Raw genomic sequence first — 14801 nt, forward strand, 5'->3', positions numbered from 1 at the left:
GCCCGCGCCCCGGCTCTAACTGCTATAGTGATCCCCAAGCTCAACCTGGTCTCCGCGCTCGCGGCCCTCGTCTTCTTCTTCCTCCCGTGGACCAGCATCGAGTGCCGCGGTGAACGCATGGTCACCCAGACCGGCCTGCAAGTCATCACCGGCTCCGGCAAGATCGAGCAACGCGCCCAGCAAGGCAGCCTGCGCCTCAATGCCCGCAGCGATCAATCCCTCGGCCACTCCTATCTCGCCGCCGCTGCCCTCATCGCCATCCTCGGCACCCTCCTCATGTCCTTCGCCTCGCTCATCGCCGGGCGCAAGGATCTCGACCACGGCTGCGGCATCCTCTCCGCTCTCGCCCTCGTCTGCCTCCTCCTCCAGATCGCCATCGGCTTTCCCGCGGACAAGGCCATACGCGATGATATCCTCAAGCCTCCCGCACCCCAAGGTGCCGCCATCCAGATCGATCTCGGCGAGTTCGGCCAAGCCCTCGGCCAGGAAGTCCTGGCAAATATCCGCGTCCGCCCCATGCCCGGCTTCTACGCCACGCTCGCCGCCCTAGCCCTGCCCACCCTCATCCTCGGCAACGCCTTCCTCGACCGCATCAAGGCGAAGGAATCCTGAGCACCCCGGCCTTGCCCCCCGCCGCGAACTGCCTGAGATTCACCTCGATGAGCCGGAAGCCCGCATCCCAATGGTCCGCCAATAAGGCCGTCGCCCGTGGCATTCTGCAGGATCGCACCCTCCGCCGCCGCTTCATCGCCCGCCTCCTTTTTCTCCTCCTCGCCGTCTTCGCCATCGGCCTTTGGGTCATCCCCGGCTGGCTCCGCGGGGATATCTGGCGCTTCTTCCTTTGGTGGGGCGGCTGTGGCCTGCTGGCCACTTTCATGGTCATCATGGCCTTTTACGATGCCCTCGCCGTCATCCGGGAAGAGCGGGAGAAGATCGGGCGCTAGCCGCATTTGCCACAGCTTCCGCTTCCCCTCCGCCCCGCTTCCTGCCACACCCGCCACGTGAACGAAGAACGCGAGCACGGCACGCAACCGCTTGACGCCCTGATGACAGCATGGGGCCTCGGCAATCATGACCTCGTGGATGTCTCCACCGAGCAGCTCACCCACAAGCAGGTCCAGCGCGCCCGCACCGGCCGCACCCTGACCTTGAAGATGATGCAGAAGACTACCCGCGCCCTGAATATCGCGGTCTGGTACCGGCTCAAGAAGGACGAGCGCGAGACCTACTTCGAGTACTTCCACAAGCACGTCTTCAACTACGCCAAGAACCACGACCCCGAATTCGCGGACCCGAACGGCGCCCTCATGGAAGCCGTCCAGAAACGCGGCGGCAAGATCCTCGATCGCGGCGAACCCTCCGCTTGAGCGGTCTCCCCCCGGCTCCGCCGCCTCTCAAATGTCCCGAAGGGACTACGGAACAAAGCCCCGGGTTGGCCGGAGGCCTACCCGGGATTAACCCCAAAAGAGTCTTCCTACGCCGAAGGCGTTGCGGACGCCTGATGCCCGGATTTCAACGTCCGAGCTCCGGTCATCTCCCCTCCGCCTCCCTCAGCAGAATCCTCGCCACCGACCACGAGAACCAGGTCCCCGGCAAAGGCCGCGCCGCATCATCCGTCGGATCCGGCGGCGCCGGGATCATCTCCTTGGCCTTCTTCAGCTCCGCATTTGCCTCATCCTTCTTCCCCAGCGCCCGCTTGCTCATCGCCGTCAGGCACAGCAGCGAGGCATTCCTCGATCCCACCTTGTCCGCGATCTTCCGGGACTTCGCGCTCCACTCCAGGCACTTCTCGTGTTCACCCATCCGGTAGTGGTAGAGCGCCATCGAGAAGGCCTCCCACTCCGGGAAGGTCGTGATATTCTTCGAGTCCGGAAATGGCTGGATCACCCCGGAGCACATGTCCGCCACCTGCTTCAGATCTGCTAGCATCTTCGGCGTCGCCGGTGCCAGCAGGCACACCTTCAGCAAGTGCTCCGCCTCGATCGTGTTCCGCGCCGGCAGATACAGGTCCACCACCTCTCTACGGAACTCATCGTAGCCCCGCGCATCCCGGTACTCCAGATACGCCGGCCCCGTGTAGAGCAGATCCAGCCCCTCCACGATGCTCCGCCGCTTGTCCAGCCGGTTCGCCTGCCGCAGCAGCGCGAAGCATTGCACCGCCTGCTCCCAGCGCCCGTACACCGCATACCAGCTCCCCAGCGAGCGATATACGTTCGCCGCCTCCCGCGAGGGATCGATTGATGCCAGCGGATTCTGTTGCAGCAGGGAGTCCGCCTCCTCGATCTCTCCTTCGCTCAGCAGCACCGCCACCCGGGAAATGTTCGCCCGCGCCTGCGCCTGGTCTCTCAGCCTCACCTCCTCGGCCCGCGCCTTCTCCGCTTCCGCCCGTAGCCGCTCCTGCTCCACCAGTGCCTCGCGCTCGCGCAGATATAGCACCGTTGCCGCACTCATCCCGCCGATCAGTGAGATCGCCACCGCCGCACCCGAGATGCACGCCACCCGGTGCCTCCTCACGAATTTCCCCAGCAGATACAGCCGGCTCGGCCGTCGCGCGATCACCGGCTCGTCCGTCAGATAGCGCTGCACGTCCATCGCCAGGCTGTTCGCCGTTTGGTAGCGCCGGTTGCGGTCCTTCTCCAGCGCCTTCATCACGATCCAGTCCAAGTCGCCCGCCAGCACGGAGACCAGCCGGTTCTTCTCGCTGCAGCGCCGCTTCGCGATCTCACCGCCATCCTCCGCCGCCAGCAGCGCCGCGGAGGGCAGCAGCGGATCCTTCTCCAGCAAAGTACGACGCATTTCGGACATCCCGGACTTCAGCAGCGCCTCCCCGTCGAAGGGCGGCCGCCCTGCGATTAGTTCGTAGAGTAGCGCCCCCAGCCCGTAGACATCGCTCCGCGTATCCACGTCGATTCCCCCCATGTCCGCCTGCTCCGGGCTCATGTAGGCCGGCGTTCCTACCGGCTGGTCCATCGCGGTGGACATCGCCGCGGAGGGCAGACGGTTCTCCGTCGCCTTCGCGATCCCGAAGTCGATCACCTTCGGCTGCGCCAGCCCGTCGTGCGTCGCCATCAGGATGTTGGAGGGCTTGATGTCCCGGTGGATGATCCCCTTCTGGTGCGCGTGCTGGATCGCGTGGCACACCTGGATGAAGAGCTTCAGCCGCTCCGTCACATCCAGCTTCTCCTCGTCACAGTAGCTCGTGATCCGGTCGCCCTTCACTAGCTCCATCACGAAGTAGGGCCGCCCGCTCGCCGTTGCGCCCGCATCCAGCACCCGCGCGATGTTCGGGTGATCCATCAGTGCCAGCGCCTGCCGCTCCACCTCGAAGCGGGAGATCACCGTCTCCGTATCCATCCCCAGCCGGATCACCTTCAGCGCCACCCGCCGCACCACCGGCTCCTGCTGCTCCGCTTCGTAGACGATCCCGCCGCCCCCTGATCCGATCCGCCCGATCACCCGGTAGCGCCCGATCGTCGAGCCCGGCTCATCCTCCGCGATCGATACTGCATCCCTGCTGAACTCGTCCTCCCGCATCGCCATCAGCGTGTCTTCCGCCAGCAGGTCCCGATGCTTCCGCGTCTCGATGAAGAATGCCGCCGACTCTCCGGCCAGTTCTAACAGCTCGGTCATCCGCGCCAATCCGTCCGGATCACCATGGAAGGACCTCTCCAGATAGACACGCCTCTCCTCCGGGTCCTCGATGTGGACCGCCGTATCGAAGATCGCGTCCTCCAGATCACTGGATTCCGGGATCGGTTCCTCATCGCTCGTTTCCATCCCTAATCAATCGCGTCAGTAAACGATCATGAATCCTATCACGCCCCCTTCAAGATCCTAAAGACCGCCCTTATTCACCTAGGGCCTCCAAGTCCTCACATTTGAAAACTCTGCGTTCCTCCGTGACCTCTGCGCCTCTGCGGTATTCTTCACCTCCCGCCCCCAACCTATTCCGTGTATTCCGTGGTTCTTTTCTTTCCCGGATCCGGAAAAGAAAACCCCGGCACGCCAAAACCCAAAACGGCGTGCCGGGGTGAGGACCGCGCCACCAAACCCTCGGCGGCGCGGCGAACCCAAAACTCTCCTTACTGCTCGGCGATAGGCGAAACGCTCAAGCGCACGAAGTTCCTCACCGGCCCCGTCGGGAGCGTGTAGGAGATCGTCGTCGCATTGTTCACGTCTGGAGTCACTGCCGTCCACGGCTGCGGCGCGGCACCCAACGTCGGGGATGCCTCGATCGCATAGCTCACATCGCCGTTCGTCACCGCCAGCGCACGCTTCGTGAAGCTCAGCGTCCCGCTTGCCAGCGATGGCAGCGTGTTCGCCACGGTCGGGTCGAATCCGTCCAGCGCATACTCCAGCAGGTTGCTCAGGCCATCATTGTCCGGATCGGCATCCGCCGCCTTGTCCTCGGCGCTCAGACCGGTGAATTGATCCATGAAGCTGGAGAAGCCGCCGCCCGTGCTGGCCACCACCTCGATGCTTCCGCTACCCGTGATCCGACCGCCGGAGTTACCCGCGTTGTAGACGCCTTCTTCCTGTTCCACTCCGTTCAGCACCAGGCTGGCGACCACGTCCGTCGCGCTGTGCGTCAGGTTCAGCACCGCTCCGCTTGCGATCGTCACGGTGCCGGTATCGCTCAGGCTTGCCTGTGCCAGCGCCAGTGTCCCGGCACTCACCGTCGTGCTGCCGGCATACGTGTTCGCACCGTTCAGCGTCAGCGTGCCACTGCCGGATTTCACTACCGATCCCGGACCGGTCAGCGCACCATCGTAGTTGGTGCTCTCGTTGTTGCCACCCACATTGATGCTTACCGCGGCACCCGTGGTGTCTTCCAGTCGCTGGTTGATGTTGCCCGTCAGCGCACCGATCCGGAAGGCACCGGTGTTTGCTGCGGAGGTGAAGGACATCGGGTCCTCGGTCGTCGTTACCAGGTTCAGCGTCGCGTTCTGCAGCGCGTCCAGGTGGTTCAACTGCAGTAGGCGGTCCGTCAGGCTGGTGATACGTGCCGGCTGCTCCACCGATACCGTGCCGGTAAAGGGGTTGGCTCCGCTCAATCGCACCACGCCGCCGTTGCCGCTCGCGTTCCCGGTTCCCGCCACATGCAGCGTCACGGAGCCGGAGATCGGAGCGATGAAGTTCAGCACTTCCACCGTGTTGCTGCCGACCACCGGGCCGGACAGTGCACCCACGAAGGAGCTCGCCGCCACGGTCACGTTGCCTTCCACGTTCAGCGTGGCTCCCGGGATCGAGGAGTGGGCTTGGTCCATCAAGCCGCCGTTCAGGATCAGGTTGTTCACCACGATCGTCTGCTGGCTGTTCTCGGTTCCGGCACCCTTGCCGATGAAGCGTCCGCCCGGCTCGATCGAAAGCGAGTCACCCTCAAAGGTGAAGCTCCCCTCAGCGGCCGGCGTGCGCAGCGTGAGCGCATCCGTGTAGTAGTTGCTGCCCGGGGCGGGCGCGGCCAGGTTGCTCCAGCCGCCTGCGCTGTTGAAGGAGCTGGCTCCCAGCAGATCCGCCGTCGTCAGCGTCACGTTGGTGGAGTCCACCTTCAGTTTGCCCGGACCCGTGATGTAGCCGCCCGGGGTGTTCGAGTCGTAGATGCCATTCGGCTGCGGCATGCCGTTCAGGGTCAGGCTCTTCACGATGTCGGTCTGCTCGTGGAAGAGATCCAGCGCCGCTCCGCTCGCGATCGATACCGTCGAGCTGTTGTGCAGCAGCGAGCCGGTGCCCAGGCTCAGCACGCCGCCCAGGATCGTGGTGCTGCCGGTGTAGGTCTGTGCCTGGCCTTGGATGATCATCGTGCCGCTGCCAGCCTTCACTAGGTTGCCGTTGCCGCGCAGGGCACCGGAGTAGAAGCCTTCCAGTCCGCTTCCACCCACTTCCAGCGTCACCGGGTTACCGGCGGTATCCGTCAGCACCTGCCCGGCCGAGCCCGTAATGGCTCCCACGCGGAAGCTTCCGGTGTTCACACCGGCGGCGAAGGAGATCGGGTTTTGCGCCGTGGTGGCCAGACCCAGCGTCGCGAAGCGCAGCGCGTCGAGGTGGTTCAATTGCAGCAGGCGGTTCGTGGTGCTCGAGATCGTGTTGCCGTTGGTCGGTTGCAGCACGTCGATCTGCCCGGAGTAGGGGTTGGCCGCGCTCAGGCGCACCACCCCGCGGTTCACGCCGCCGTTGGCGGACCCGGCCACCGTCAGCACCTCGGATCCGGAGATCGTCGCGCCGATGTCCATGATCTCGAAGTTGGTCGCACCATTCGTGTTCGCACCGATCGCTCCCAGGGAGGATGCGGCCGTCACGTTGATCGCTCCGTTCACCGCGAAGATCACGTTGTTCGTGTTCTCGCCACCGGCCTGTTCGAGGCGTCCCCCGTTCAGGATCAGGTTCGGCACCGTGATCGTTTGCGTCGTGCCGGATCCGGCACCCTTGCCCAGCAGGCGCCCCGCGGCACCGCCGTTGATCGTCAGGGCATCGCCCGCGAAGGTCGTCGTGCTCGCGGTGGTCGTCGTGCGCAGCGTGAAGCCGCCGTTGAAGTAGTTGTTGCCGGCGCTCGGTGCGGCGGTGTTGTTCCACTGGCCTGCGGCGGCGAAGGACGAGGTTCCTGCGGCGTCGTTGTTGTTCAGCGTCACGTCAGCGGCCAGCACCGAACCCGTGAGGGCTACGGTCGAGAGCGCGGCGAGCTGCAGGCTCATGCGAAGGGTTCGGGAGGGAATGGAATCGGGCTTCATTCGGTTCATAGGGGTTCCTTGGTTTCGGGTCGGGTTGGGTCGGGTTCAGGTCTCGGTCGGCGGTAGGAGGACCGCCGGGTATCACTCGAGAATTTCTGCCCGCATGCGGGCGAAGAGGCGCGGATCACCGTTAATCGGCTCGTCCACCCGCAGCGTCACTTGCTCCAGTTCGCCATCGCCCAGCGCCACCGGCGGCCCGGTCGGCGTGGCAGGGCGGCGCGTCCAGGACAGCGTGCTCAGGCTCGGCGAGGTCTCGACCGTGAAGAGGAGGCCGCGTGCCGTGGCATCGCTCCGGCGGACGAAGGTGAATTCGATATAGCGCGAACCGTTGTGGGTCGTGATCGACATGCCCGGCACCCGTGAGGCTCCGCTTGCGGTATCCCGGTCGCCTGCCAGCGGGTTTCCGCCGCTCGCATACTCCCACAGGTTGTTCATGCCATCCTGATCCGGATCCGCCAGATTGCCCTGCTGCCCCGCGGGCAATTGCATCTCGGTGGCCCACTGGCTAAGTTGCGTGGCGAAGGAGTCCTTCGGCTGCACCCAGATGTTGCGGAAGCGCACCGGTCCGCTCGCATCGCTGTCGTGCGCCTGTAGCAGCAGCGGATGCAGGCCCGGAGCTTCCAGTGGTGAGGCACCGGTTTGCGCCGGGATCGCCACATCGTTGTGCACCAGCATGCCGTTCCAGCGCACGCTCACCCGGGCATCCGCCACCTTGGTGTTGCCGCTCCAGCGCGCTGCGGTGAAGTCGATGTCGTAGCTCTGCCAAGCTCCCGCACCCAGGCTGGCATTCTTGTCCGCGGCCTTCTGCAGGTAGATCGCCGCGGCCGTGTTGTTAGCCAGCGCTGTGCCAGCCGCCGTGTTCAGCACTTGGATTTCGTAGCTCCGCTGCAGCTTCACGCCCGAGTTTCCGGCAAGCTGACCGGCACCGCCGGAAGGCGAGAGCCATTCGAGGTGCAGCTTGTAGTCCTTTAGACCCGTGATCGTGGAGATGTCGTTCGGTGCGGGTGTCAGGCCGACCAGTAATTCACCATTCGTCACCGCCCAGTTCGGAGCCGCGCCATTCGCGTCACGCTTCCAGTTGTTGGCCAGCGAGGCGCTCGTGCCATCGAAGAGGATGGTGGCACCCGGCGGCGGTGGCGGCGGACCTGTCACGCTCAGGTGATCGACATTCGGTCCCGTTGCCAGGGTGGAGGTCAGCGAGATCGTGTTCGAGCCCTTCGTGAGCTGCACGTTTATCGTCGGCGTGTAGATCCATGTCGGCCACGCTCCGGAGGGACCGAAGCTCGGGGTGGAGACCACCGTGCCGTTGACTCGCACGGCCAGCGTCCGGTTGTCGGTCCCGCCGTTGGCGTAGCGGAAGGCGATCCGGTGCAGACCCGCGTGGGTGGCATTGACCGTCCACGTGATGCTCTGTCCTACGGTGTTGCCATAGTCGGCGTAGCCGGTACCGGTGAATCCCGCGTGCTCGGTGCTCCGCGCGGGCCCGCTCCGCACCGCGTCTTCGGCTTCATAGGTGAGGCTCAGTTCGGGCGCCACCGGGTTCTCCGGTTCCGGCGGTTGCGTCATGATCGCGAAGTCCGCACCCGTTTCGTCCGGCAGCTGGTTGATCGTGTACCATCCCTCGGTCGCCCACGGCGCGAGGTTCGCATCGTTCACGAAGTTCTTCAGCCGCAGTGCCAGCACGCGGTCCGTCTTCAGCCCCGGGATCTTGAGGAAGACTTTCTTCCGGTCGGTCGAGACGTCGGCGCGTTCCACCGTCAGGGTCTCTTGGTTATACTTCGGCCCGCCGTAAGTTGCTTCCGGCGTGTAGCGGTACTGCTGCAGACCGTAGTTCGCCAGCGTCGCCGCCGTCCAGTAGGGCACCGGTCGTGTGAATTCGACGATGAAGCCGTCGCCTCGTGCGCGGATGCTCTTCATCTCGAAGGTGAGCTTCCCGTTCGGGCGCAGGCGTTGCAGGCCGGAGCTCGTGTTCTTCCAGTTCCAGTTTCCGCCGGAACCCAGCCCGCCCACATACAGCGAGCCGTCGGGTCCCCACACCACCCGGTTCATCCCGCTCTCCAGGCCTTGGGTGAATTGGAACATCGCACCCTGGTACTTGCCCTTCACCTTCTCCATGAAGACGCGGTTCACGCCGCCATGGGTCAGCTCCGCCACCAGCATCTGTCCGGCGTAGGTTCCGCCCGGAATCAGGATCGGCTCCGCGGGCGAGTTCGAGATCTCCCCGTGCGGCAGCCACAGCGCGGGTCGCGTGTAGTCCTCGGTATCTCCCGGGTTCTCACGATGACCATAGTAGTTCCCGGTCGAGAGATGGTTGATGCGTGAGGAAGGCAGCCAGTCGCCCTGGTTGTCGGAGGCGAAGAGCTCGCCATCCACGCCCATGCCCATCCCGTTCGGCGTGCGCAGGCCGCGCGCCACCGCTTCCCAGGTCCGGTTCGCGGGATCGATCTTCAGCAGCGATCCCGGACCGTTTGGGACGGGGAAAGATGGCTGGGTCCCGGGCAGGTAGGCGGTGCTGCCGGTGCGCAGCGGCACCGAGGTGGTGATCCACAGGAACCCGTCCTTGTTCACCAGGTTGAAGCTGAACTCGTGGTAGTTGAAGGACGCGGGCCAACCGTGCGCCACCGCTTGGTATTCGTCGGCCACGTCGTCGCCATCCAAGTCGATCAGCTTGGTGACCTCCTGCTTCTGCGTGACGTGGATCACCCCGTCGATCACGCGCAGGCCCAGCGGCTCGCCGAGTCCTTCCGCGAAGCGCTTGACCGTGACCGCTCCCGGGCCGTTGAGATTGTCTAACAGATAGACCGCTCCCGTGGCGTCCCAGGTGCTGATCGCCAGACGTCCGTCCGGCAGGAAGTCCATGCCGCCAACCGCGGGCCGGAAGCTCGTCGGGCGGAAGTTCACCAGATCATAGCTCGGGTGCACTCCTTCCAGCGGACGTCCGTCTCCCGGGCCGCCGGCGCTGCCACCGCCGCCTTCCTGGTAGTAGTAGTTCTTCAGCCCCGGCGAGGTCACATGGGTGAGCCCCTCTTCGGTCTGCAAGGTTCCGCCCGGCACCGGCGCGAAATCCGCCGCACCGGGTGGCTTCCATTCCAGCAGCAGGCGCGAGCCTCCCGCGTTCTGGTAGAAGTCGATGTAGTAGGGGAAGGATCCCGGCAGCAGGTTCAGCGTGCTCGTGTTGCTGCTCAGCCCTTGCTCTTCGTTGGCGATGACCAAGGCGGCCTGGTCGCCGATGAAGAACTTGGCCCCGTCGTCGCTCGTGAGTCGGAACTCGTAGGTCCCGCCCGTCGCGATCTGCAGGTAACCCCACGCGTGGCCGAGGTAGTGGTTCTCCAGTGGCGCCCCGTAGGTCGTGCTCCAAGCACCGTTGAAGTCCACGCTCGCGAAGTCGTTCGAGACGTTCGGTGTCTGGCCATCGACCAGCACCGGAAGCTCGCGCATTTCTTCGCCGATCTCGTAGAGCCAGACGGTCACACCCGGCTTCAGGGCCGGGCTCTGTGCGGAAAGCGTGGCGCTGGCGGCAAGCGCGGCCAACCCCGTGATGAAGATGGATCGCATGCTCATGGGGTCCAGGTGGTTTCCAAGCCCGCCGGGCTGTTCTGGGTGAAGTCCAGGAAGCTATCGCCCGCCTGCGTCCGGACCACGGCTCCGCCGCTCGGCGCATGGCTCGCTTGATAGCCCGTGCCATCCAGCTCCAGCGAAAGCATCGCCCCTGCGGGCAGACCCTGGATCGCGAACTGCCGCGAAAGCTTTGCGCCGCTCATCGCTTCGGGGCTCTCCTCCACCGCGATCCTCGCGCCGCCCGGCAGCACTAGGTCGTAGCGGATCACGATCCCCGCGGTGTGGCCGATCAGCCGGTAACCGCGCCAATCCACGCTGGGGTAAATCGTCTGCCCGTCTTGCAACAGGCTCCACGCCTTGTAGTCGCCACCCAGCGTGACATCCGCCAGTGTCGCCGTGCTACCGCTCGTGTTCCGACGGAAGCGGATCTTCACCGCGTCGCTCGAAACCGCCAGCAGCTTCTGGTGACCATCGTCGCCCGGGGTGTCCGTGGAGGTCCATTGCTGTGCCGTCCACGTCGCGCCGTTGTCGGTGGACACATCTACCAGCAGGCGGTTGTTTCCGCCCGGCGTGAGATACGCCAGCACCGCGTTGTTGTGTCGGCTCAGGTCGATCGTCGGCGTGATGAACGATGGGCTCCCGCTACCGAAAGTCCACGCCGTGGCTCCGGTCGTGATCCCCGTCGCGCTCCATCCCGCCGGGATCGATGATTCGTTCGTCGCGGAGATCGGCAGGGCCTTCTCCAGGAGATGATAGGTGGTGCCCTGCGTTGCCGAGTTGCGCTGGCCGAAATCGTAGACCTTCCCGCGGAACTGCATTCCGCCGCTCCACACCTTGTGCAGGGTCCCGTTTGCCGGGTTGTAGGCGGCCCACAGGTCGCTCCGCAGCGCCACGACCAGCATCCGCGTCTTGTTCTCCATCGTGAGCCGGAAGGCCCAGGGGTCCCTGCCTCTCACGGGTGGGTCGGCAGCTAGAGCGCTGGTCGCTGCGCCTAGGCACAGCACGAGCGTGGTACGGAAATGGGGCATGGGTTCGGCGAGGGGACGGGGTCCTTGGTTTGTGCCCCCTCACTCGCGTCCACGACTTCCCGCCTCGGAAACCGCCAACTATTTTCAGAAAACTTTTCGCCCCCTACAGCCGCGGCCGGATTTCCCGGAACAACCATGCCCGCGCGTAGCTCCATTGCCGCTCCACCGTCCGCTCTGGCAGTTCCATTTCCTGCGCGATCTCCTGATTCGACAGCCCGCCGAAAAACTTCAGTAGTACGAGCTTGGCCCTCAACGGGTTGCTTGCCTTGAGCCGCTCCAGCGCTTCGTCGATCAGCAGGGTTTTCTCATCATCGCTGATCGACTCCTGCTCCGCCTCACTCATCGGCACCCGCTCCTGATCTCCCCACCGTTTGATACGCGAGCGCTGCCGCGCCCGGTCGATCAAGATATGCCGCATTGCCTCCGCCGCCGCCGCGCAATAATGCGACGGACCACTCCACGACCGGTCCGCCAACCGCAGCCACGCCTCATGTACCAGTGCCGTCGGCTGCAAAGTCTGCCCTGCTCCACCCGTCGCCATCCGCGCCGCCGCCATCCGGCGCAACTGCGCATAAATCACGGGCAGAATCTCCTCGGGCAATCTCGGCGATTCGGGGTACGACATGGGTACTGGAGTCTGACTCCCTGCGACAGGCTACAAGTTCGTAACCCATCAACTCAACCTTTCCCCCTCACAAGTCGAGTTCCACCGACTTCAGCGCGATATAAAGCGAGTTCGACCGCTCCAGCCGCGGCTGTAGAGCCGCCTTCTCCGACGCCAGCCTACGCCGAACCTCCAGAAGGCTCCCCGAGTAATCCCGGCACAAAAACCGGATCGCCTCCCCGTGGTCCGCTTTTAAGCCGTCCGCGAACGTCGAGGCACCCGCCAGCAAACGCTCCCGGTAGCCCGCCGCGATCCGCGCCGCCGTGATCCACGACACCAGCGCCGCCAGGCAGAACACCGCCAGTGCCGCGCCCAGCAGCCCTATCCCGAGCTGCTGCGAATAAAGCGTTCCCACCGATCCCGCCGCGATGCACAGCGCCAGACCGATCCCGGTAAATCCTTTTAACGAAGCATTCCGCCGCCGCACCAACGGATCCAACACCCCGCGCACCCGCAGACCCGCCAGTGCCTGCGGAACCGCCTTCTCCAGCCGCGCTACGAAACGGCTCACCACGCCCTCGCGGTTTTTTCCATCCACATCGCAGGCTCCCGGCTCGAAGCCCATCCGTTCCTTCACCCTTGGCCGCACCGTTTCCCAATGCGCCGCACAGGCATCCACCAGCCGCGCCGCATCATGCTGCGCAAATCCCGTTGCCACCTCCTGCATCCGCGCCGCGAAGCGCGCCTCCACCTCCGCGGCCGTCCCGTCCCCGGTGAAAATCCGCCCCAATGAGCGCCACCAACCCAGCTTCGAGCGCAGATGGCGCACCACCGCATCCACCTCGCTGCGATACCGCTTCAGCGCCTCACCCAGCGCCTCCGGGGCCGCCTCCAGCGAGCTATCCCGCAGCGCATCCATCTCCCGCTCGATGTTCCCGAGGAAGTAGGCATCATCCTCCATCCCGCGCCGCTGCCCGTCGAAGCGGTTCTCCAACCGCCTCAGCGTCCGCGCCGCATGGTGCCACGCATCGTGCAGCACCTGCCGACGCTCCATCGATTCGCAGATCCGCTCGGAGATGAAGTGCTCCAGATCCGAGAAGCGGCTCGTCCGCCACAGCTCGCGCTCGGCGTGATTCGTCTGCTTCGATTCCAGCGCACTGCGCGCCGCCACCGGAAAGATCGGCAGCACCTGCCCGATCCGCTTCAGCGAGAGGTCCCGCATGTGCCCCAAGATGATGGGGATATCCTGCGCTTGCTTCAGGTCGATCCGCTGCACCACCAACGCCGTCCGGGACAGAGCCTCGTTGGAGAGCCGGGAAACCGCATCCCAAGTGGAGGCCGTCCACGGATTCTCCGCGGTGAAAACGATCAGGATCAGATCCGCATGTTCCAGGAAGGGCTCGGCGGTCTCGGCATGGCCGTTCACCTTGCTATTCGTCCCCGGAGTGTCCAGCAGGTCGAAGTTCCGGAGATACTCCGCGGGTCGGCGCACCTCCACCAATTGTGGCTGCACCTCCTTGTCCGCTTCCGCGCCGTGGCGATAGAGCCGCACTTCGGTCGTCAGCGGCAGCGGGCTGGCGGGGCACAGCTCCTCGCCCACCAAGGCATTCAGCAGGGAGGACTTCCCCGCATTCACCTCGCCGATCGCCGCGATCAGGATCGGGCGATGCAGGACGGGAGCCGGGTGATCCGGTTCCTCCTCCAGCGCCACCTCCCGGGCGAGGTGGCCGATCCACTCCAGCAGTTCGGACAGCCGGTCGCGGACGGCGAAGTATCTTTCCCCGGGGATGCTCACGGTTGGGCTGGACCTGAGCCGCGTGTCACTGGCCGGCCGCGATCGGGCCGCTGGCCGGCGCGGTGGCCATGGCGAGCAACTGCGAGACGGTCACGAACTTGTAGCCCTTGCGGAGGAGGCCGTCGAGGGTGGCGGGCATGGCGTCGATGGTGCCCGCATGGAGATCATGTGCCAAAATGATGGCACCCGGAGTCGTTCCGGCGTGGATGCGGGAGGCGATGACGGAGGCACCGGGGCGCTTCCAGTCGAGAGGGTCCACGGACCACATGATGGTGGGGTAGCGGAGTTCGGCGTGGATCCACTCGCGCTGGCGCTGGAGCAGGGCGCCGTAGGGCGGGCGCATGGTGCGCGGCTGCACGCCGGCGGCACGGGCCACGGCGTCGCGGCACTTGGTGAGTTCCTCGCGGACGGCGGAGTCGCCGAGCTTGCTGAGGATCGGGTGATTGTAGGTGTGGTTGCCGATCTCGTGACCTTCGGAAACGGTGCGGCGCAGCACGTTCGGGTAGAGGTCCACGTTCTTGCCGATCACGTAGAAGGTCGCCTTGATGTTCCGCTCGCGCAGCATGTCGAGCAGGCGCGGGGTGTTCGAGGGATGCGGGCCGTCGTCGAAGGTCATCGCCACGTAGGGCTGGCTGACGGCGACGCGGGAGAAGGTGATGCCGGAGGTGGGGCCGCCGGCGGGGAGATTCATGCTCGGGTTGCGCGGCACCGGGCCTTGCACGCGTGGCGTGCGGTAGCCGGAGTTCGGCGTCGTCTTCTGCGGCGCGGCGGCTCCCGGGGTGGGCTTGGCCTGCGCCTGCGCGCCGTCTTCCTTGCCGGAGATCATCGAGCAGGAGCTGCCCATCACCGCGGAAAGGGCGATGAAGCCGCGCCGGGAGAGATTCGGCATCAACGATTCGTTGGGGTCGGAGGAGGCGGAGGTGATGATCTTGTATCCCAGCGTTTCGATCGGATTTTTCATGTGGCGGCGACGTGCGGGTCGGGGCAGGGCAGGGGAAGTGCGGCCCAGATTACCCCCACCCGCGGGCTTGTCACGCCTACATTTCCAACAGCTTGATCACAAGATTCGCTGAAGGATTTCGTGCCGTCCG

The 14801-nt window shown here is 65.2% G+C and carries 10 protein-coding genes; 3 read left to right on the forward strand and 7 right to left on the reverse strand.

The features are described 5' to 3' along the window. The first annotated feature begins 27 nt into the window (after positions 1 to 27). From OJ996_RS00465 to OJ996_RS00475, 3 genes are read left to right on the forward strand one after another with little or no spacing between them, the layout of a single operon-like run. Positions 28 to 612, forward strand: a complete 585-nt coding sequence (locus tag OJ996_RS00465; protein ID WP_264510035.1) for a hypothetical protein — start codon at positions 28 to 30, stop codon at positions 610 to 612. Between the two features lie 47 nt (positions 613 to 659). Then, positions 660 to 944: a hypothetical protein gene (locus OJ996_RS00470; protein ID WP_264510037.1), complete on the forward strand. Its 285-nt coding sequence runs from the start codon at positions 660 to 662 to the stop codon at positions 942 to 944. A gap of 57 nt (positions 945 to 1001) precedes the next feature. Next, the gene (locus tag OJ996_RS00475) at positions 1002 to 1367 is read left to right on the forward strand and encodes a hypothetical protein (RefSeq protein WP_264510039.1); all 366 of its coding nucleotides are present in this window, start codon (positions 1002 to 1004) and stop codon (positions 1365 to 1367) included. 163 nt (positions 1368 to 1530) lie between these two features. On the opposite strand, the gene OJ996_RS00480 is transcribed toward OJ996_RS00475, so the two are convergent. The 7 genes from OJ996_RS00480 to OJ996_RS00510 form a co-directional block, all read right to left on the reverse strand. After that, the gene (locus tag OJ996_RS00480; protein ID WP_264510041.1) at positions 1531 to 3777 is read right to left on the reverse strand and encodes a serine/threonine protein kinase; all 2247 of its coding nucleotides are present in this window, start codon (positions 3775 to 3777) and stop codon (positions 1531 to 1533) included. A 305-nt stretch (positions 3778 to 4082) separates the two neighbouring features. After that, positions 4083 to 6725, reverse strand: a complete 2643-nt coding sequence (locus OJ996_RS00485; protein ID WP_264510043.1) for a beta strand repeat-containing protein — start codon at positions 6723 to 6725, stop codon at positions 4083 to 4085. An 81-nt stretch (positions 6726 to 6806) separates the two neighbouring features. Continuing rightward, a complete protein-coding gene (locus tag OJ996_RS00490; protein WP_264510044.1) occupies positions 6807 to 10286 on the reverse strand; it encodes a 3-keto-alpha-glucoside-1,2-lyase-like domain-containing protein in 3480 nt (1159 codons plus the stop codon). After that, complete coding sequence (locus OJ996_RS00495; protein ID WP_264510046.1) at positions 10283 to 11311, reverse strand: hypothetical protein; 1029 nt, start codon at positions 11309 to 11311, stop codon at positions 10283 to 10285. The genes OJ996_RS00490 and OJ996_RS00495 overlap by 4 nt, the downstream gene beginning before the upstream one ends. 103 nt (positions 11312 to 11414) lie before the next feature. Next, positions 11415 to 11936: an ECF-type sigma factor gene (locus OJ996_RS00500; protein WP_264510048.1), complete on the reverse strand. Its 522-nt coding sequence runs from the start codon at positions 11934 to 11936 to the stop codon at positions 11415 to 11417. A 67-nt stretch (positions 11937 to 12003) separates the two neighbouring features. After that, positions 12004 to 13710 (reverse strand): dynamin family protein, encoded by a 1707-nt coding sequence (locus OJ996_RS00505; RefSeq protein ID WP_264510050.1) that lies wholly within the window; start codon positions 13708 to 13710, stop codon positions 12004 to 12006. Positions 13711 to 13735: 25 nt separating this feature from the next. After that, on the reverse strand, positions 13736 to 14671 hold the full coding sequence (locus OJ996_RS00510) for a polysaccharide deacetylase family protein (RefSeq protein ID WP_264510052.1): 936 nt from the start codon (positions 14669 to 14671) through the stop codon (positions 13736 to 13738). Positions 14672 to 14801 lie beyond the last annotated feature (130 nt).

Origin of the sequence: Luteolibacter rhizosphaerae (genome assembly GCF_025950095.1) — a bacterium.
Taxonomy (GTDB): Bacteria; Verrucomicrobiota; Verrucomicrobiia; order Verrucomicrobiales; family Akkermansiaceae; genus Haloferula; species Haloferula rhizosphaerae.